Here is a 17,255-nt window from a genome sequence, read left to right as displayed (position 1 = left end):
TTTGATGGATCCATACGCCTTAAAGACCTTGAACGCCGAACGCCGCTCCCGCCGTGCGGCGATCCTGGTCACCGACCTCGGCGATGGCCGCGATCGCGTCGTGCGCGAGGGCGATCAGGTCGCTGGCGACTTGGGGGCTGCGATCGCCAAGGCGTTTCGCACCGGCAATTCGGGTTCGGTCGAGGCGGAAGGGCGAACCTTCTTCCTCAACGCGCATCTGCCGCAGCCGCGTCTGGTGGTGATCGGCGCCGTCCATATCAGCCAGGCGCTGGCGCCGATGGCCAAAATCGCCGGCTTTCCCGTCGAGATCGTCGACCCACGCACGGCCTTTGCCACGCCGGACCGCTTTCCCGATGTCGCGCTGCATGCCGAATGGCCCGAAGATGTCCTGAAGCGTCAGCCGCTCGACAGCTACACTGCGCTGGCCGCTGTCACCCATGACCCGAAGATCGATGATTTCGCGCTGAAGGCGGCGCTCGACGCCAATTGCTTCTACGTCGGGGCGCTTGGCAGCCGCAAGACCCATGCGAAGCGCATCGAGCGCCTACTGGCATTGGGCGCAACCGCCGACCAGATCGCCCGCATCCACGCGCCGATCGGCCTCGATATCGGCGCTGCCAGCCCGGCCGAGATCGCCGTCGCGGTGCTGGCGCAGGCGATCCACGCTTTTCGCTCGCGCGGCCTGGACGTAAAAGGCGCTGCGGCGTGAAATTCGGTCCGATCCCGATCGATCAGGCTGAGGGGGCGGTGCTGGCGCACGCCACCACGGCCGGAGAGCGACGCTTGCGCAAGGCGCACAGGCTGAGCGCCGACGATGTGTCGCTGCTAAAGGCTTCAGGTATTTCGGAGGTGGTCGCGGCGGTCCTGGCTGCCGATGATCTCAGCGAGGACGCAGCCGCCGAGAAGATCGCCGCGAGCATGGCCCACAGGAACATCGAGACCAAACCGGCTGCAACCGGCCGCGTCAATCTTCATGCAGAGGCCGCCGGCATCTTCACCGTCGATGCGGCAATGATCGACGCCATCAACGCCATCGACCCGACCATCACCATCGCCACGCTGGCGCAGCACGCGCCGGTCGAAAAAGGCCAGATGGTCGCTACGGTGAAGATCATACCGTTCGCGGTCGCCTCGGCTTTGGTCGATGCGGTGACAAAAATCTGCGCCGGCGGCGAGATCTTTGTCGTCAACGCTTATCAGCCGGTGCGTGTCGGCGTCATCCAGACTGTCCTGCCCGGCATCAAGCCGAGTGTGCTCGACAAAACGCTGCGGGTCACCGAAGCGCGGCTGGCGCGTTCCGGCGGCAGGCTGACAGCGGAGCGCCGCACGCCGCACGAAATCACCCCCGTGGCCGAGGCGGTAGCCTCGCTGACGCGCGACAACGACATGGTGGTGATCTTCGGCGCTTCGGCGATGAGCGATTTCGGCGACGTCGTTCCGGCGGCTATCGAGCGCGCAGGAGGTAGCGTCGTCCGCGCGGGCATGCCGGTCGATCCCGGCAATCTGCTGGTGCTCGGCACGCTCGGCGGCAAGCGCGTCATTGGTGCGCCGGGCTGCGCCCGCAGTCCCAAGGAGAATGGCTTCGACTGGGTGCTGGACCGGCTGATCGCTGGTCTCGACGTGACGGCCAAGGACATCGCCGGCATGGGCGTCGGCGGTCTGTTGATGGAAATCCCGACACGGCCGCAGCCGCGCGAGCCGCTGCCGGCCAAGGCGGAGCTGATGATCGATATCGTGCTTTTGGCTGCCGGCCGCTCCAGCCGCATGGGCGGGCCGAACAAGCTGCTGGCGCTGTTCGACGGCAAGCCGCTGGTGCGCCGCACCGCCGAGCGCGCGCTTGCCTCGAAAGCCTCCGATACAATCGTCGTCACCGGCCATCAGCGCGAGCGGGTACGGGAGTCCTTGTCGGGCCTCGACGTCACGTTCGCCGACAATCCGGATTTTGCTGAGGGCCTGTCTTCGTCACTGAAAGCCGGCATTGCTCGGGTTGCCGAAGATGCCGCCGGCGCCATGATCGTTCTCGGCGACATGCCGGGCGTCTCGACGGCCGACCTCGACAGGCTGATCGACGCATTCCGCAAATCCGAAGGCCTGTCTGTCGTACGCGCTTCGCACCAGGGAAAGCGCGGCAATCCGGTGCTTTTGCCACGCGTGCTGTTTCCCGCGATCTCTCATCTGGAAGGCGACACCGGCGCGCGCCATCTGGTCGAAGCCGAGGGGCTCGACGTCATTGACATCGAGATCGGCGAAGGAGCGGCGGTCGATGTCGACACCCGCGAAGCGCTGGAAGGCGCTGGCGGCGTGCTGCAGGATTGACAAACCGAAGCCGAAAAACGCATGCCTTCGGCATGGCTTTCAGATTCCGCTTCGCCCTTTTGGCCTCAGTGCTCGTCCTGTTTCCCGGTGCCGTCGCTGCTCACGCCGACGCCCTGAAACCCTTCAAGGACGATCTCTTCGCTTATCCGGCCACGCTGTCGTCCGCGAACAACGGCGCCTATACGGTGATCGACTATCGCGAGCTGCGCGACATCAACGACCGCGACCAGGTGCCGGAGCGCCGGGTGCACGCGCAGTATGTCGATATCAGCGTGCGCAAGGTGCAGCAGGATCTGCTGCTGAAGACCGATGCCGGCGATATCAGGCACATCGCCGTCGGCAAGACAGAGGGCGCCGGCATTATCGTGCTCTACCTGCACGGGCAGGGCGGCAGCCGCAAGCAGGGCGTCGACGACTTCACCTTCGGTGGCAATTTCAACCGCCTCAAGAACCTGATGGCCGGTAATGGCGGGCTCTATCTTTCGCCGGATTTTACCGATTTCGGTGACACCGGCGCGGCCCAGGTCGCGGCCCTGATCGGCCACTATGTCGAGCAGTCGCCGGCCGCAAAAATCTTCGTCGCTTGCGGCTCGATGGGCGGCGCGCTGTGCTGGAAGCTTGCCGCCCGCAACGACACGGGCCGGCGCATCGACGGGCTGCTGCTGCTCGGCTCGTTGTGGGACGAGAGTTTCTTCTCCAGCCCGGCCTTCAGGCGCCATGTGCCGGTCTTCTTCGGCCAAGGCAGCAAGGACCCGGTATTTCCCGTGGAAAAGCAGGAGGCCTTCTTCCGCTCCATCATCGCCAAATCGAAAGCCTACCCGTATCCGACCCGCTTCGTCCGCTTCGAGACCGGCACGCATGGGACGCCGATACGCATGACCGACTGGCGCGACACGCTCAACTGGATGCTGTCGAAGGCGCCGTAGAATCTTCCGGCTCGCGGCTCTACGGCGCGGTGTTGTAATCCACCACCGTCTGCGGGTTTTCCTCACCGTCATAGGACGCGTCCACATCATATTGAACCAGGGAAAAATCACCGTTGCGGAACAGGTAGGTCCCTGAGTCCGATGCATCGCCGACGCCGCGCCATTTGTTGAACGTGCTGATCGTCCTGGTGTCTTCGTCAAAATCGGAATTGACCGCCCAGCCGCTCGTCTTGAAGCCGATGATGGTCATGCCCAGCAGCTTGCCGTTGCTGTCGCTGTTCTCGTAGCGGATATCCATCTCAGGTTCGGTGAACTGCAACTGCCGGACGCCCGACACCTCGTCGCTCATGTAATAGATGGAGCTTTCGTTGTAGGCCGCGGCCGAGCAGGAAAAATGGAAAAGCCGCGTTTCCCTGTCGGGATCGCCGGCAGCCGCATCCTTGTCCTTGTATTTGATCGAAAAAAGCTCCGGCTCCTGCGCCAGAAGTTCCTTGTCGCACTTGTCGCCATAGGTGGCGGCGAAGGCCTTCTTGGCTTGCTCCAGTGCCGTGTCCTTCTTCGGTGGAAGCGGGCCATCGCCGCAGCTTGCCGGCAGCGCCTCCTCGAAATCGGCTGTCGACGGTTTCAGCGCACCCTTGTCGATGAAGATAGGGCTGAACGGTGGTTCCTGGATCTGGGCGCTGACCTGGCGCAGCGTGTAGCAGCCGGCAAAGACCGCTTGCTTGCCGTCCTTGTCGGTCGCGCGGATGGCGACCGGAACATTGTAGAAAATGCTCCCGGCGGCACCCTCGTCGGACACGGCGCCGGTTTCGACCTCGACCTTGTCGGTGCCGTCGTAGCCCTTGACGAAGGCATCGAAATCCTTGGCTGGCTTGGTGTCGCCGTAGTAGCCCCAGGCACGCGCGAATTCGTGCCGGTTGATGGCGCTGTACAGCGAGCGGACGACCGCGGCGGAGTCCGACCGGTCATCGACATAGGGCGCATCGTCGGCAAATGCTGTTTGGCTGGCGAGGGAGAAAAAAGCGGTCGCAGCGAAAAGGGCGCTTCTCATCGGGAATCTCCAGTCGATGCGGAAATTCTAGCATACCGATTGCGGCGGCGCGGTGACGCTTGAAAAGTCAGCGGCGAAGGCGCTACGTGCCGCCGTCGGCGTTCCGCCGCATGGAGATTTGAAGTGACGATATCGATGTATGAAGCGTCCGTGCCGGTGTTTTCGGCCAGGTTGAAGGCGCTGTCCAATGTGCTGTCGGCAGCCGAACAGAATGCGCTCGACCGCAAGATTGACCCGCAGGTGTTTCTGACCTCAAGGCTGGCGCCCGACATGTATGCGCTGACCAGGCAGGTGCAGATCGCCACCGACCATGCCAAGGGCGCACCGTCGCGGCTTGCCGGTCGCGAGGTGCCGAAATACGAAGACAACGAGGCGAGCTTTGCCGATCTCCAGGCGCGCATCACCAAGACGCTCGACCTTTTGGCGACGTTCTCGGCGGCCGAATTCGATGGCTCTGATGACAAGATGATCGAGCTGAAGTTTGGCCAGCGCGAAGTCTCGCTGGCCGGCATGCAATATCTGCTGCATGTGGCCATGCCGAACTTCTATTTCCACGTCACCACTGCCTACGACATCCTGCGCCACAATGGCGTGCCGCTGAGCAAGGCGATGTTTGTGGGATCTCGTTGACGAGTTGGGCTTGGAGGTTTCCCGGTGCTGCCGGGAAACCTCACGCTCCAATTTCAGCGCAGGGACATTTCTCGGGCGATGCGCGGGAAATCGGCGGGTTTGATGCCGATGTCGGCGCGGTCGGCACTGCTCATCGAATGGAGCAGCGCCAGTGCTGCGCGATAGCGCAGATGTTCCTGCGGACGCGGACGGGCGAACATTTCAGTGAAGAACCCCATGAATCAGGCCCCTTGTTGATCCTCCACATCGAGCAATATAAGCAAATCATGACAATTGTGCACTGCAGCATTTGCATGGCTGCCATGTCGAATCGATTTTTTTGCCAAAAATCGATTTTTTCGTGAAACTTCCGAGGCGGCCCGACCGTTGCTTGAACGCTGGCTCATGGCCGGCTTTTCCTCGCCACTCCTGGCGAAATTCCGGGCTGTATGAAAAGTGCAGTCCGGCTTTTTTTTGCATGGGTGCGCCTTTGGGCTGACGGCCCGGCGAGCGCCCTGAAACAACGGCTAAATTGGTTAAGATCGGTCGCATGCAATTTTAACGAGCCGGTTCTATGTTGGCGCCTGGATAAGTACTTACGATAGGGGAGGCTGAGATCGGCACCGGGAGCAAGCGGGATTTCGCTTCGTTGCTCGACGACCTCTTCGTCGCCCCCGACAAGGGCGAGGAGGCTGGTGCACGGCCGTCGATCCCGTTCGATTATCTCTCGGTGGCAGACGAGCTTCATTCCGGCCGCATAAAGGTTTCCGGTGACACATTTGCCGCCGAATACCGCGAGGGCGCCGATCTGGCGAGCGAGTTCGCCGCTTTGCTCGACCAGGCCAAGATCGCGCTTGCCGGCGAACAGCCACTGGCCGAGGAACCACTGCCACCGATCGATCCCGAATCCATCGCCGTCGAACTTGGCCTCAATCAGCCGAAGGACGTCGCCGACTTCGGCCGCATGCGCCGCAGCTTTGCCTTTGCCAACCACCCCGACCGTGTCGCCCCGCATCTGCGCCAGCGCGCCATGATCCGCATGCAGGTTGCCAACATGCTGATCGATGAAGCTAAGCGGCGCGCTTTGGCCGGCGCGCGGCGTTAGGAACTCTCCTTACTTGCGAAATCCTGCTGCCACCGGGCCTCGATACGGTCCGGGCTTTCCGAGCAGGGATGGTTCAATTCGGCCATCCTTTGCTCTATGCTTGGTCTTCCTCCCCGCGCAACCGCGCAGAAATTCCCGCCGGAGAAAATTCCATGCACAAACGCCGTCTCGGTCGGACCGATCTTCTTGTTACTCAGATCTGCCTGGGCTCGATGACCTGGGGCCAGCAGAACACCGAGGCGGAAGGCCATGCCCAGATGGACCTGGCCTTTGCACGCGGCGTCAATTTCATCGACACCGCCGAGCTCTATCCGATCCCGCCCAAGGCGGAGACACAAGGGCGCACCGAAAAGATCATCGGCAGCTGGATGAAGGCGAAGGGCAACCGCGACCAGGTCATCCTTGCCTCGAAAGTGGTTGGCCGCACCTCCAACACCTGGTTTCGCGGCGACCGTCCATCGAAGCTGGTGCGCGCCGACATCTTCGACGCCATCGAAAAATCGCTGACCAAGCTCGGCACCGATTATCTCGATCTCTATCAGATCCATTGGCCGGAACGTGACATACCGTGGGGTGCCAACCCGAACCGTGTCGGCGCCGTAGCGCCGCGCGCCGATTCCGTCGGCGCTCCGGCCGGCGAAACGCCGATTGCCGAAACACTTGCCGTCTTCGACGAGTTGGTGAAGGCCGGCAAGATCCGCCATTTCGGCCTGTCGAACGAAAATTCCTGGGGCGTCATGCGGTTCATCGCTGAAGCCGACAAGGGTGTCGGTCCGCGCGTCGCCTCGGTCCAGAACGCCTACAATCTCGTCAACCGCACCTTCGAGGTGAACCTGGCCGAAGTCTGCGATCGCGAGCAGGTGTCGCTGCTTGCCTATTCGCCGTTGGCGCAGGGCTATTTGAGCGGAAAGTACGACCATGGCGCGCGACCGCAGGGCTCGCGCTCGCAACTGTTCAACCGCGGCCAGCGCTACGAGACGCCGAATGCGGCAGAGGCGCAGCTCGAGTACAATGAGCTGGCGCGCACCTTCGGCATGGAGCCGGCTTTGTTCGCCAATGCCTATGTGTCGAGCCGGCCTTTCGTCACCTCGAACATCATTGGCGCCACGACCCTCTGGCAACTCGAAATGGCACTGTCTTCGGTCGATGTGGTCTGGACCAACGAGATGCAGACGGCGGTGGATGCGATCCATCAGCGCGTCGGCAATCCTTGTCCTTGAAACGGGCAGGCGAAGGCGAATATCCGAATAATTACATGGGACGGGGACAGAAATGAATTTTCCGATCGAGGCTGTCCGAGAAAGATTTCCGGCGCTGTCGCTGACCGACAAAGGCCGCCGCCGGATCTATCTCGACAACCCTGCCGGCACGCAGGTGCCGCAGGCGGTCGCCGATGCGGTGTCGCGCTGCCTGCTGACCACCAACGCCAATCTCGGCGGCTTCTTCGAAACCACGGTGGCGGCGCAACAGGTCGTCGACGACGCGCATGCGGCGATGGCCGATTTCCTGGGTGCTGCGTCTCAGCAGGAAATCGTCATCGGCGCCAACATGACGACACTGACCTACCACATGTCGCGCACGCTCGGCCGCACGATGAAGCCCGGCGACGAGATCATCCTCACCCGCATGGACCATGAGGGCAACGTGTCGCCTTGGCTGCAACTGGCCGAGGACCTTGGCCTCGTCGTGCGCTGGCTGCCGTTCGATGAGCACAGCTGGCAAGTCGAGGAGGCAGCACTGGCCGCACTGCTCTCGGAGAAGACGCGGCTCGTCGCCCTGAATTATGCCTCGAACTTGACCGGTTCCATCAATCGCGTGAAGGCGCTGACCAGCCTCGCCAGGCAGGCCGGTGCGCTGGTCTATGTCGACGCCGTGCAATTCGCGCCGCATGGCCTGATCGACGTCAGGGATCTCGGCTGCGATTTCCTGATCTGCTCGGCCTACAAATTCTTCGGCCCGCATATGGGCATATTGTGGGGCAGGCTGGATGTCATCGACGCGCTGAAGCCTTACAAATGCCGCTGTTCGTCCGACGCTTTGCCTGAGCGGTTCGAACTCGGCACGCCGCAGGTCGAGCTGATGGCCGGCCTGTCGGCCGCGGTCGATTATTTTGCAGAACTGGGTGCTGCGGCAGGCGAGAATGGTTCGCGGCGGCGGCAGATCGCTAGGGCGTTCGAAGCGTCCATCGCCTACGAAAACCCGCTGGCGCAAAGACTGATCGACGGGCTGTCGGACATTTCAGGCCTTACGATCCACGGCATCACAGACCCGAAGCGGGTCGCCGAACGCGTGCCGACGGTTTCCTTCACAGTGGAGGGCATGGTGCCGGAAACGATCGTGCGGCAGATGAATGCCGAAAACATCTTCCTTTGGTCCGGCCACAACTACGCCTGGGAGATCGTCCACCAGCTCGGCATTCCAGCCGAGCACGGCGTCGTGCGCATCGGTATCGCCCACTACAACACAGCAGCCGAGATCGACGAAACGCTGGAAAGCGTGCACCGGGTCATCGCCATGCTCAGGCAGCAGCGATCCTGAACCTCGGCTGCCTCATCTCTTCTTGCCGCCGAACCCAGTCAGGAAGGCCGTGAGATTGTCACCGAGTTCGTCGCAGAGATAGCCGCCCTCCTGGACGATCACCGTCGGCAGGCCCAGCCCGGCAATGGCCTCGCCGATAAGCGAGAAGCCCGGCGTCGTCATCGAAAGCCCGCCGAACGGATCGCCCTCGAAGGCGTCGAGGCCAAGCGCCACCACAAGCGTGTCCGGCGCAAATGCGCGGATGCGTTGGAAGGCGACAGCCAGGGCTTCGAGAAACGCAGCGTCGCCGGACTTGCGTGGCAGTGGCAGGTTGAGATTGTAACCGAGACCGGGTCCTTCGCCGCGCTCGTCGGCATGGCCCCAGAAGAAGGGATAGAAGCGCACCGGATCGGCATGCAGCGAGACGGTCAGCACGTCCGGCCGCGCATAGAATATGCCTTGCGTGCCGTTGCCGTGATGCAGGTCGACATCGAGGATCGCGACCCGCGCAGCGTTCTTGCGCAAGGTCTGCGCGGCGACTGCCGAATTGTTGATGAAGCAGAAGCCGCCGGCGACATCGGCAAACGCATGATGGCCCGGCGGGCGGCAGAGCGCATAGGCGGCCGATGCGCCCGACATCACCGCTTCCGCGGCCTCGACCGCGCTCCAGGCGCTCCACAGCGCGCTAGCCCAAGTCTCGCCGGAGATCGGGCAAGCTGTGTCGGCCATGTGGTAGCCGGCCTGACCGACCGCCGAGGCCGGATAGGAGCCCCCGCGCGCGATCGGGTGGATGTTCGGAATCACTTCCGCCGAAGCGCCTTCAATGCGCTGCCAGCGTACGAAGATATGTGCGAGGAAATCGAGATATTCCGGCGTATGCACGGCCGCAACCGGGCCGAGCCCGTGATCCCTTGAGCGCTCGATCGTGCAGCCGGCGGCCTTCGCCCCGGCCAACAGGCGCTCCACCCGCTCCGGCTTCTCCGGATTGGGCTGCGGCGCGCCGCTCGAGAGAAAAGCCTTGGGATCGTGGCGCTTCTGTTCCTCGGCATAAAAGGCTTTCATCTCGGCTCCCCATCCTCGGGCGCATCGGCAAAGGCGAAGAAGGCGTCGCCGACGATCTTCTGTGTTTGCTCGTAGCTCGACCAGGCAATGCCCAGCCTTTCATAAAAGGCCTTGGCGGTTTCATTGTCGGTGTCAACGGACAGCCTGAGATAGACACCGCCGTCCTTCCGGCACTCTCGCGCGACACGGCGCAGAAGTCGCTCGCCGATCCTGCGGCCGCGAAACCGGTCCTCGATATAGAGGTCCTGCACATAGACGCCGGGCCGCCCCATCCATGTCGAGAAGATCGGGAAATGCAGGCACAGACCAGCAAACTCGCCGCCGACCTCAGCGATCAGGGTCGCGAAGGCGGGTTTTGCGCCAAAGCCGTAGGTGCGGAGGTCATCGGCTGTCGAGATGATTTCCTCAGGCGCGCCGATATGCGTGCCGAGTCGCAGGATTGCGGCATGGATCGTTTCGACGTCCTCGATCCGGCCAGGTCGGATGAGAACATCTGACGTTGGACTGGTCACGACAGGCGAAGCGCCAAGGCACCCCCCTCTGGCCTGCCGGCCATCTCCCCCTCAAGGGGGGAGATTGGATTTCACCACGGCTTTCGCTAACCGCCAACGTTGCAGGATGGGCGCAGAGATCGAAGCTGCCAATCTCCCCCCTTGAGGGGGAGATGGCCGGCAGGCCAGAGGGGGGTGGGACGGAACGCAAGCATCTCAGGCGTAGCCATCTCAGAACGCCACCCGGTCGCCGCCCTTGAGCGCCAGCATCGCGCGCGCCTCGGCCGGTGTGGCGACCTCCAGCGACAGCCCGTCGAGTACGCCGCGGATGCGCCGCACCTGGTCGGCATTGGATTTGGCCAACTGGCGGCCATCGTAAAGGCTATCCTCCAACCCGACGCGGACATTGCCGCCCATCGCCGCTGCGATCGAGATCATCGGCATCTGGTGTCGGCCGGCAGCCAATACCGAGAACTGATAGCTGTCGCCAAACAGCTTGTCGGCAATGCGCTTCATATGGACGAGGTTGTCGGGGTCGGCGCCGATACCGCCGAGGATGCCGAACACGAACTGGATGAACAACGGGCCCGACACCAGTCCGCGGTCGCGGAAATGCGCCAGCGAATAGAGATGGCCGACATCGTAGCATTCGAACTCGAAGCGCGTGCCGCAACCCTTGCCCAGTCTTTCCAGCACGGTTTCCATGTCGGCAAAGGTGTTCTTGAAGATCGTGTCGCGCGTCGCTTCGAGCAGCTTCGGCTCCCACTCGTGCTGCCATTCCCTCGGCCTGTCGAGCATCGGGAACAGGGCGAAGTTCATCGAGCCCATGTTGAGCGAGCACATTTCGGGCTCGGCCCGCAAGGGAGCAGCCAGCCGCTGGTCGAGCGTCATCAGCGACGAACCGCCGGTGGTGATGTTGATCACAGCGTCCGTGGCCTGCTTGATGCGCGGCAGGAACTGCATGAACACATCAGGATCGGCTGTTGGCCGGCCGTCCTTGGGGTCGCGGGCGTGAAGATGCAGGATCGAGGCGCCGGCTTCGGCGGCGGCGATCGCCTCAGCGGCGATTTGGTCCGGCGTCACCGGTAGATGCGGCGACATCGACGGCGTATGCACCGAACCGGTGACGGCGCAGGTGATGATGACTTTTCGCGGCGCCATCTTTTTGCCCCTCAGCCTTCGACCGGGAGGTCGAGTTCGCCGGCCAGCACTTGCAGCGAGTCGCCGATAATGGCGGTGATCTCGCCGATCTGCTCAGCCGTGACGATCATCGGCGGCGCGACCATGAAATTGTCGCCGTCGACACCGCCCTTGACCCGCCTGCCATAGATGATCAGCCCACGCTCATAGGCGAGGTCGAGCAGGCGCTGCGTGGCCTTCTTCGCCGGCACGATCGGCTTCAGCGTCTCGGGATCGGCGACCATTTCGGCGCCGGTAAGCAGACCTTTGCCGCGAACGTCGGCGATGAACGGAAAGCGTCTTGCCAGCCCCTTCAATTCGCCCATCAGCAGATCGCCCATGGCAGCCGCGTTGGCGATGAGGTCGAGGCGGTCCATTTCGCCGAGCACCGCGAGGCCTGCGGCGCAGGCCAGCGGATTGCCGGCATAGGTGTGGCCGTGCTGGAAGCCGGCGGAGGCGAGCAGCGGCTGCACCAGCCGCATCGGTGCCGCCAGCGCGCCGAGCGGCGCATAGCCCGAGCCCAGCCCCTTCGACAGCGCGACAATGTCGGGCTTGCAGTTCCAGTGGTCGCCACCGAGGAATTTGCCGGTGCGGCCGGCGCCGCTCATCACTTCGTCATGAATGAGCAGGATGCCGTAGCGGTCGCAGATCTCGCGGATGCGCGGATAGTAGCTGTCCGGCGCCACCAAAGCGGCGGTAGCGGCGCCGCCGACCGGCTCCATGATGAAAGCGAGCACGCTCTCCGGCCCTTCGGCGAGGATCTTCTCCTCCAGCATGTCGGCGTAGCGGATGCCGCGCTGTTCCATCGAAAGATTGTCGCGGTCGCGCCACGCGGCCGGCGCGGGCACCGTCGGCATCACCTGCATCATCGGCGTGAAAGTCTCGGCCAGCGCATCGTCGCCGGTGACGGATAGCGAACCCAGCGTGCCGCCATGATAGGAAGGGAAGCGCGTGATCACCTTCCAGCGGCTGGCCTGGCCGGTGGCGACAGCCCACTGCCGCGCCAGCTTGATGCAGGATTCCGTCGCTTCCGAGCCGCCCGAGACGAAGAAGATGCGGTCCATGCCCTCCGGCAGTTTGCTGGCCAGTTCACGCGCCAGCTCCTCGGCCGGCTCGTTCTCGAAATGCAGCCGGTAGGCGAAGGTGGCGCGGTCCATCTGCCGCTTCATGGCATCGAGCACGTTGCGGTTGGAATGGCCGATATTGGCGACCATCGGTCCGCTCGATCCGTCGATGAAGCGGCGGCCATCTTGAGTCCACATGTAGATGCCCTCGGCGCGATCGATGAGCGGCCGGCGCAGGCTGGACAGGTAGAACAGGTGCGACGGCGACCGCGCTTCGGCTTCGGGGGCAGAGGTCTGGGATTTCGGCATGTCAGGGCTTTCCGAGATAGCGGTCGAGAACATTCTTGGTGACGCGTTCGACCATCGCATCCTGCCTTAGCAGGCCGGCAACCCATTCGCAGCTTCCGGCGTGGAAAACCTCGCCCTTGCCGCGCGGGAAATTGACGATCATGCCATTGCCGCGTTTGACTTTTTCCAGATTGGCGTCGCTCGCCTCGCCGAACAGCGTCTCGGCGGTAAAGCGGCCGTCCTCGTCGCCGAGGAACTGGTCTTTGAGCGGGATGTCGGCGCTTTCCTCGACTTGGGCCGCCATTCCGACTGCCAGCACCTGGAGACCATCTGGCGCGCCACTGTCTGATGTGGGGTAGGGCAGGCCGCCACGGATTTCGAAGTCGAGCCCGTCGACCTCATAGCCATAGACATGGCTGTCGGCGCCAAGCAGGTCGCCATAGTAGATACCGGTGCCGGCGAACGCCCAATGCTCCGGCCTGTAGACAGGAAAACCGCGCACGCCGCGCGGCGCGCAGCCGCCCCAGCCGGCATAGACGCCGCGCGTGGCGTTGAGCCCGAAAGTCGCCGACCCCGGCCGGCCGATCTCCGGCGCCTCCCAGGAATTGGTGGCGCGGGTGACGTCGCCGCCGCGATAGGCGGGATCCTCGGCGCGGGCCTTGTACTTGTAGCAGACCTGCCGGCGGCCCTTGTCCTCCAGCCGCGTCTGCCACATGAAGTTGCCGGCAAAGCGCGCCGCATGGCCACCGCGTGTCACATAGGCGTCGACGGCGTCGCGCATTTCCCAGGTCCAGTATTCGTCATGGCCGACGAAGGCGACGCAGTCATAGCCGTCGAGAATCTCCGGCGAAAAATGCAGATCGTGCTGGCTGGCGAGGTCGACGCCATAGCCGGCACGCTCGGCAAAGCGAAAGAAGTGGCTGTCGTAGCTTGCCCAGCCAGACGAGGCGTATTTCTTCGAATGTCCCGTGGCGAACGCCCATTCCATGTGGGGATAGCGCGGCACGGTCTTTGGCGGCACGGCGACTTCGAGCGGCACGCGCGGCGCCTCCTTCGGCAGCACGACGAAACCCCGGCACCACGGGCGCTGCGTCGAGACCATGCGCGCATACTGGTCGCGGTTTGCGCCGGTGATGCCCTCATAATGGTTCGAGCCGCCCCAGGTGTTGTAGGCGAGCCAAGTGCCCGTCGCAGCCACCTGCAGCACGCGGCCCGATTTCTTGCCGGGCAGGGGTGCGACGATGAACAGATGATGGCAGCGGATCGGCTCGTCGTCGTGGCCATTGGCCGTCAGCGTCACGCGATAGGCACCGGAAGGCCAGTCGTCGCCGACGCGGAATTCAAACGATACGTCCCAGCCGCAGCCTTCGACCGAACACTGGTCGGGCGTGTCTTGCCAGCGCGCCGCGATGCCGGCCTTCTTAAACATTTTGGTTTCGCTGCCGCCGTCGCGGATGATCGCGATGCTGAACCTGGCTGCCGTCGAACTGACATGCAGCGCAACGGTCTCGCCCGGTCGGTACGAAAACCGGTTGGAGTAACACCAGATCTCGCCGCGCTCGCCGTCCATCCCCGGCCATTCCCAGTAGTGGCTGCGCACCGCTTGCCGGCGCTGGTCGGGCGTCAGCCCGAAATCGGGAAATTCGGTCGGGAGATGGGTCATGAACGCCTGTGAGGGTCGAAGGCCGCCATTTCGGCTATCTGCCGGCCAAGCGTCAAATGGAAACGATCGGGCCAGCATTCGTCCGCTGCGCCCTTGGCCCTCTTCGACAAACAGACTATCTCAAGAGAGGTGGCATTTCTGCCGCGGGAGCCGACATGCTGAGAGTGCAGAAGGTCAAGGTCGACGACATCTATGTGCCGACCGCACGCAAGAAGACGCTGCACCCCGAGACCGTCCGGCATCTGGCTGAGGACATTCTGGAAAACGGCATGAAGACGCCGATCCAGGTGCGTCATGACGGCAAGCGCCATATCCTCGTCGAGGGCCTGCACCGGCTGGAAGCGGCCAAGTGGCTCGGCGAAACCGAGATCGACGCCTATCTCGTGCAGGCCAAGCGTCACTAGGCTTCCGGGTCTCCTCTCCACCGGTCCATTGAAATTTTCCGCCCGACGTGTCGGCTGGCGTTCTGCCCGCTCGTCCTTGGGGCGGAAACCAGATCAAACCGAGGAGACCTTCATGACCACCAAGCTCGACATCGCGCCCGCCAATGACCGCGAACTGGTTCTCGCCCGCATCATCGATGCGCCGCGCGAGAACGTCTATCGCTGCTGGAGCGAACCAAAGCTCGTGACGCAATGGTTCGCGCCGAAGCCATGGACGACGCCTCGCGCCGAAATGGATGTGCGCACCGGAGGCTCCAGCCTGGTCGTCATGGCCGGTCCCGACGGCAACGAATTCCCCAACCCCGGCGTCTTTCTGGAAGTGATCCCCGGCAGGAAGATCGTCTTCACCGACGCCTACACCAGCGCATGGGAGCCGTCCGAAAAGCCGTTCATGACCGGCGTGCTGACCTTCGAGGACGAAGGCGAGGGCAAGACCCGCTACATCGCGCGGGTCCGACACTGGAATGTCGCCGACCGCGAGCAGCACGAGAATATGGGTTTTCACGAGGGCTGGGGTCAGTGCACCGAGCAGCTCGAAGAGCTCGCCAAGACGCTTTGATGCCAGCACGACAGGAGGAGGCTGACATGCCCAGATCGATGCTTTTCACCATTCTCGCCTCGGCCGCTGCCCTGTTCGCCGCGCCGTGCCAAGCCAAAGCAGAGGAGACAAAGCCTGCCATGACGAGCGAAACGAAAGCGCTGCCAAAGCCAGCGAAATCCGGCCTGCTGCCGGTCAACGGCCTGAACTACTACTACGCCGTCTACGGCAAGGGCGAACCACTGCTTCTGCTGCATGGCGGTTTGGGCACGACCGACATGTTCGCGCCGATCCTGCCGAAGCTTGCCGAGAACCGCACCGTCATCGGCGTCGATCTGCAGGGGCATGGTCGCACGGCTCTCGGCGACCGGCCGTTCAGCGTGGAGGCGATTGGCGACGACATGGCTGATATCGTCAAGGCGCTCGGCTACGACAAGGTCGACGTCATGGGCTATTCGCTTGGCGGCGGCGTCGCCTTTCGCATGGCTGTCCAGCATCCCGAAGCGGTGCGCCGGCTTGTCCTGGTCTCGACCGGCTACGCCACGGACGGCTTCTATGACGAGATGCGCCCGCAGCAGGCTCAGGTGAGCGCCGCCGCCGCCCCGTTCATGAAGGACACGCCGATGTACAAATCCTATGTCGCGGTCGCGCCGCGTCCCGAGGACTTCCCGAAACTGCTCGACGCGCTCGGCAATTTCATGCGCCAGAACCGAGACTACTCGGCCGATGTTCCCAAGCTGAAGATGCCCGTCATGCTGGTCTATGGCGACAGCGACATGTACAAGCCCGAGCACGAGATCAAGTTCTACCAGATGCTCGGTGGCGGTCTGAAAGATGCCGGATGGATGCGCGAGAACCTGTCGCAGAACCGCCTCGCGATCCTGCCCAACCGCACCCACTACGACGCCTTCTTCGCCCCCGAACTGACGGCTGCGGCGCTGCCGTTCCTCAATGGCGAGACCAAGGTGAAGACCTGGGACGAAGTCGTCAGCGGAACGGAATAACCGCCCGACAACCGCTGCCGGCCGTCTCCTGGGAGATGACCGGCAGCGCTGTCGCAGCATCTGCTGCATCACCGCAAAAGATATTGTCATCAAAGCTTTTCATTTGACGGTGCCGGAGCTGCCGCTACCGTGCCGCCATTCTCGAGCAAGGGCTTCGACAAATGGCAAAATATCAGGGCGGGTGTCTGTGCGGGGCGGTGCGCTACCGCGCAGACGTCACGCCGGTCAACGAGCGTGTCTGTCATTGCCGGCTTTGCCAGAAGGCGCTGGGCGCCGCGTTCAATGCCCGCGTGCTGTTCCGCATCGACGATGTGACGATCGACGGGCCGGTGGCGACGGTGAATTCCTCGCCCGACCTCAAGCGCGGCTTTTGCCCAAGCTGCGGCACGACGATGTTTTCCCGGCGCGATTCCGCCGGCATCATCGGCATCACCACCGGCTCGCTCGACGATCCCTCGCTGTTCAGGCCGCAAATGCACATGTGGACCGGCTCGAAACAGCCCTGGGTGCAGCTCGACGACGGCCTGCCGCAATATGAAGGCGCGCCACCGCCGAACTGAGTACTTCCCTTCTCCCGCGGGAGAAGGCGCAGCGCAGTTCTGGCCAAAATTTAATCCAAAGAGACACGAGATAGCCGGCAAAGCGTCATTGGCGAGCCATCATTGTCCCCCTATCTATCAACCGCGGGTTGGGTATTCGAGGAGGCGACGAATGAGCGACAGCATCAACACCCTGGACGAGCTTTTGAGCGATCCGATGGTCTTGCTGGTGATGGAGCGCGACCGCGTGCAACCGGAACAGGTGCGCATATTGCTCGAACGCGCCCGTCGCCCCGCTGTCTACGGGCCGCTCGTGCCGCCGGCGCACGTCGTGGCCAAGACCTGCCTGCAGCAATGGCTGGGCAGATAGGCTTCTTTCAAATCCGTCTCGGCGCTGCGCGCCGAGCCACCTTCTCCCACAAGGGAGAAGGGACTGCCGCGACTGGTCGCCTGCTTATGG

The 17,255-nt window shown here is 63.3% G+C and carries 20 protein-coding genes; 12 read left to right on the top strand and 8 right to left on the bottom strand.

Going from position 1 to position 17,255, the window contains the following annotated elements:
• The first annotated feature begins 4 nt into the window (after window positions 1–4).
• Genes LHFGNBLO_RS24725 through LHFGNBLO_RS24715 form a run of 3 tightly spaced genes read left to right on the top strand, consistent with a single transcriptional unit; the run spans window position 5 to window position 3,242 of the window.
• Entirely contained in the window at window positions 5–709 is a 705-nt protein-coding gene (locus LHFGNBLO_RS24725; RefSeq protein ID WP_258601927.1) for an XdhC family protein, read from the top strand.
• Window positions 706–2,316, top strand: coding sequence for a molybdopterin-binding/glycosyltransferase family 2 protein (locus LHFGNBLO_RS24720; RefSeq protein WP_258601926.1), 1,611 nt, complete (start codon window positions 706–708; stop codon window positions 2,314–2,316). Before LHFGNBLO_RS24725 ends, LHFGNBLO_RS24720 begins: the two co-directional genes overlap by 4 nt.
• Window positions 2,317–2,348: 32 nt before the next feature.
• Window positions 2,349–3,242, top strand: coding sequence for an alpha/beta hydrolase (locus tag LHFGNBLO_RS24715; protein WP_258601925.1), 894 nt, complete (start codon window positions 2,349–2,351; stop codon window positions 3,240–3,242).
• Between the two features lie 19 nt (window positions 3,243–3,261).
• On the opposite strand, the gene LHFGNBLO_RS24710 is transcribed toward LHFGNBLO_RS24715, so the two are convergent.
• Entirely contained in the window at window positions 3,262–4,293 is a 1,032-nt protein-coding gene (locus LHFGNBLO_RS24710; RefSeq protein ID WP_258601924.1) for a DUF1176 domain-containing protein, read from the bottom strand.
• Between the two features lie 123 nt (window positions 4,294–4,416).
• Between LHFGNBLO_RS24710 and LHFGNBLO_RS24705 the strand changes: the two genes are divergently transcribed.
• A complete protein-coding gene (locus LHFGNBLO_RS24705; RefSeq protein ID WP_258601923.1) occupies window positions 4,417–4,923 on the top strand; it encodes a DUF1993 family protein in 507 nt (168 codons plus the stop codon).
• Between the two features lie 53 nt (window positions 4,924–4,976).
• On the opposite strand, the gene LHFGNBLO_RS24700 is transcribed toward LHFGNBLO_RS24705, so the two are convergent.
• Window positions 4,977–5,141, bottom strand: coding sequence for a hypothetical protein (locus tag LHFGNBLO_RS24700; RefSeq protein WP_258601922.1), 165 nt, complete (start codon window positions 5,139–5,141; stop codon window positions 4,977–4,979).
• A 3-nt stretch (window positions 5,142–5,144) separates the two neighbouring features.
• On the bottom strand, window positions 5,145–5,309 hold the full coding sequence (locus LHFGNBLO_RS24695; RefSeq protein ID WP_258601921.1) for a hypothetical protein: 165 nt from the start codon (window positions 5,307–5,309) through the stop codon (window positions 5,145–5,147).
• A 242-nt stretch (window positions 5,310–5,551) separates the two neighbouring features.
• Here LHFGNBLO_RS24695 and LHFGNBLO_RS24690 point away from each other — a divergent pair, with 242 nt between their 5' ends.
• The 3 genes from LHFGNBLO_RS24690 to LHFGNBLO_RS24680 all read left to right on the top strand — a co-directional run bounded on the left by LHFGNBLO_RS24690 (window position 5,552) and on the right by LHFGNBLO_RS24680 (window position 8,545).
• The gene (locus tag LHFGNBLO_RS24690; protein WP_258601920.1) at window positions 5,552–6,007 is read left to right on the top strand and encodes a hypothetical protein; all 456 of its coding nucleotides are present in this window, start codon (window positions 5,552–5,554) and stop codon (window positions 6,005–6,007) included.
• 152 nt (window positions 6,008–6,159) lie between these two features.
• Window positions 6,160–7,227: an aldo/keto reductase gene (locus LHFGNBLO_RS24685; protein WP_258601919.1), complete on the top strand. Its 1,068-nt coding sequence runs from the start codon at window positions 6,160–6,162 to the stop codon at window positions 7,225–7,227.
• Window positions 7,228–7,279: 52 nt separating this feature from the next.
• A complete protein-coding gene (locus tag LHFGNBLO_RS24680) occupies window positions 7,280–8,545 on the top strand; it encodes a cysteine desulfurase-like protein (RefSeq protein ID WP_258601918.1) in 1,266 nt (421 codons plus the stop codon).
• A gap of 12 nt (window positions 8,546–8,557) precedes the next feature.
• On the opposite strand, the gene LHFGNBLO_RS24675 is transcribed toward LHFGNBLO_RS24680, so the two are convergent.
• The 5 genes from LHFGNBLO_RS24675 to LHFGNBLO_RS24655 all read right to left on the bottom strand — a co-directional run bounded on the left by LHFGNBLO_RS24675 (window position 8,558) and on the right by LHFGNBLO_RS24655 (window position 14,271).
• Window positions 8,558–9,586, bottom strand: coding sequence for a histone deacetylase family protein (locus LHFGNBLO_RS24675; protein WP_258601917.1), 1,029 nt, complete (start codon window positions 9,584–9,586; stop codon window positions 8,558–8,560).
• Window positions 9,583–10,098 (bottom strand): GNAT family N-acetyltransferase, encoded by a 516-nt coding sequence (locus LHFGNBLO_RS24670; RefSeq protein ID WP_258601916.1) that lies wholly within the window; start codon window positions 10,096–10,098, stop codon window positions 9,583–9,585. The genes LHFGNBLO_RS24675 and LHFGNBLO_RS24670 overlap by 4 nt, the downstream gene beginning before the upstream one ends.
• Before the next feature lie 210 nt (window positions 10,099–10,308).
• Window positions 10,309–11,238: a 3-keto-5-aminohexanoate cleavage protein gene (locus LHFGNBLO_RS24665; protein ID WP_258601915.1), complete on the bottom strand. Its 930-nt coding sequence runs from the start codon at window positions 11,236–11,238 to the stop codon at window positions 10,309–10,311.
• An 11-nt stretch (window positions 11,239–11,249) separates the two neighbouring features.
• Window positions 11,250–12,629, bottom strand: a complete 1,380-nt coding sequence (locus tag LHFGNBLO_RS24660; RefSeq protein WP_258601914.1) for an aspartate aminotransferase family protein — start codon at window positions 12,627–12,629, stop codon at window positions 11,250–11,252.
• A 1-nt stretch (window position 12,630) separates the two neighbouring features.
• Window positions 12,631–14,271 carry a N,N-dimethylformamidase beta subunit family domain-containing protein gene (locus LHFGNBLO_RS24655; RefSeq protein WP_258601913.1) on the bottom strand — a complete coding sequence of 547 codons (1,641 nt, stop codon included), beginning with the start codon at window positions 14,269–14,271 and terminating at the stop codon, window positions 12,631–12,633.
• Between the two features lie 155 nt (window positions 14,272–14,426).
• Between LHFGNBLO_RS24655 and LHFGNBLO_RS24650 the strand changes: the two genes are divergently transcribed.
• The 5 genes from LHFGNBLO_RS24650 (at window position 14,427) to LHFGNBLO_RS24630 (ending at window position 17,165) form a co-directional block, all read left to right on the top strand.
• Window positions 14,427–14,675 carry a ParB N-terminal domain-containing protein gene (locus tag LHFGNBLO_RS24650; RefSeq protein WP_008875526.1) on the top strand — a complete coding sequence of 83 codons (249 nt, stop codon included), beginning with the start codon at window positions 14,427–14,429 and terminating at the stop codon, window positions 14,673–14,675.
• Between the two features lie 112 nt (window positions 14,676–14,787).
• The gene (locus LHFGNBLO_RS24645; RefSeq protein WP_258601912.1) at window positions 14,788–15,273 is read left to right on the top strand and encodes an SRPBCC family protein; all 486 of its coding nucleotides are present in this window, start codon (window positions 14,788–14,790) and stop codon (window positions 15,271–15,273) included.
• Between the two features lie 26 nt (window positions 15,274–15,299).
• Window positions 15,300–16,256, top strand: coding sequence for an alpha/beta fold hydrolase (locus LHFGNBLO_RS24640; RefSeq protein ID WP_258601911.1), 957 nt, complete (start codon window positions 15,300–15,302; stop codon window positions 16,254–16,256).
• 161 nt (window positions 16,257–16,417) lie between these two features.
• Window positions 16,418–16,816 (top strand): GFA family protein, encoded by a 399-nt coding sequence (locus tag LHFGNBLO_RS24635; protein ID WP_258601910.1) that lies wholly within the window; start codon window positions 16,418–16,420, stop codon window positions 16,814–16,816.
• A gap of 151 nt (window positions 16,817–16,967) precedes the next feature.
• On the top strand, window positions 16,968–17,165 hold the full coding sequence (locus tag LHFGNBLO_RS24630; protein WP_258601909.1) for a hypothetical protein: 198 nt from the start codon (window positions 16,968–16,970) through the stop codon (window positions 17,163–17,165).
• Window positions 17,166–17,255 lie beyond the last annotated feature (90 nt).

The sequence above is a fragment of the Mesorhizobium sp. AR10 genome (genome assembly GCF_024746795.1).
Classification (GTDB): Bacteria; Pseudomonadota; Alphaproteobacteria; order Rhizobiales; family Rhizobiaceae; genus Mesorhizobium.
Note: the sequence above shows the minus strand (reverse complement) of the source record. Positions and strands in the feature narration are given on the sequence as shown.

Excerpts from the sequence above, each read along its gene's own strand:
- LHFGNBLO_RS24725 (WP_258601927.1), top strand. The coding sequence starts at position 5 with ATGGATCCATACGCCTTAAAGACCTTGAACGCCGAACGCCGCTCCCGC.
- LHFGNBLO_RS24715 (WP_258601925.1), top strand. The coding sequence starts at position 2,349 with ATGGCTTTCAGATTCCGCTTCGCCCTTTTGGCCTCAGTGCTCGTCCTG.
- LHFGNBLO_RS24710 (WP_258601924.1), bottom strand. The coding sequence starts at position 4,293 with ATGAGAAGCGCCCTTTTCGCTGCGACCGCTTTTTTCTCCCTCGCCAGC.
- LHFGNBLO_RS24700 (WP_258601922.1), bottom strand. The coding sequence starts at position 5,141 with ATGGGGTTCTTCACTGAAATGTTCGCCCGTCCGCGTCCGCAGGAACAT.
- LHFGNBLO_RS24695 (WP_258601921.1), bottom strand. The coding sequence starts at position 5,309 with ATGAGCCAGCGTTCAAGCAACGGTCGGGCCGCCTCGGAAGTTTCACGA.
- LHFGNBLO_RS24685 (WP_258601919.1), top strand. The coding sequence starts at position 6,160 with ATGCACAAACGCCGTCTCGGTCGGACCGATCTTCTTGTTACTCAGATC.
- LHFGNBLO_RS24680 (WP_258601918.1), top strand. The coding sequence starts at position 7,280 with ATGAATTTTCCGATCGAGGCTGTCCGAGAAAGATTTCCGGCGCTGTCG.
- LHFGNBLO_RS24675 (WP_258601917.1), bottom strand. The coding sequence starts at position 9,586 with ATGAAAGCCTTTTATGCCGAGGAACAGAAGCGCCACGATCCCAAGGCT.
- LHFGNBLO_RS24665 (WP_258601915.1), bottom strand. The coding sequence starts at position 11,238 with ATGGCGCCGCGAAAAGTCATCATCACCTGCGCCGTCACCGGTTCGGTG.
- LHFGNBLO_RS24660 (WP_258601914.1), bottom strand. The coding sequence starts at position 12,629 with ATGCCGAAATCCCAGACCTCTGCCCCCGAAGCCGAAGCGCGGTCGCCG.
- LHFGNBLO_RS24655 (WP_258601913.1), bottom strand. The coding sequence starts at position 14,271 with ATGACCCATCTCCCGACCGAATTTCCCGATTTCGGGCTGACGCCCGAC.
- LHFGNBLO_RS24650 (WP_008875526.1), top strand. The coding sequence starts at position 14,427 with ATGCTGAGAGTGCAGAAGGTCAAGGTCGACGACATCTATGTGCCGACC.
- LHFGNBLO_RS24645 (WP_258601912.1), top strand. The coding sequence starts at position 14,788 with ATGACCACCAAGCTCGACATCGCGCCCGCCAATGACCGCGAACTGGTT.
- LHFGNBLO_RS24640 (WP_258601911.1), top strand. The coding sequence starts at position 15,300 with ATGCCCAGATCGATGCTTTTCACCATTCTCGCCTCGGCCGCTGCCCTG.
- LHFGNBLO_RS24635 (WP_258601910.1), top strand. The coding sequence starts at position 16,418 with ATGGCAAAATATCAGGGCGGGTGTCTGTGCGGGGCGGTGCGCTACCGC.
- LHFGNBLO_RS24630 (WP_258601909.1), top strand. The coding sequence starts at position 16,968 with ATGAGCGACAGCATCAACACCCTGGACGAGCTTTTGAGCGATCCGATG.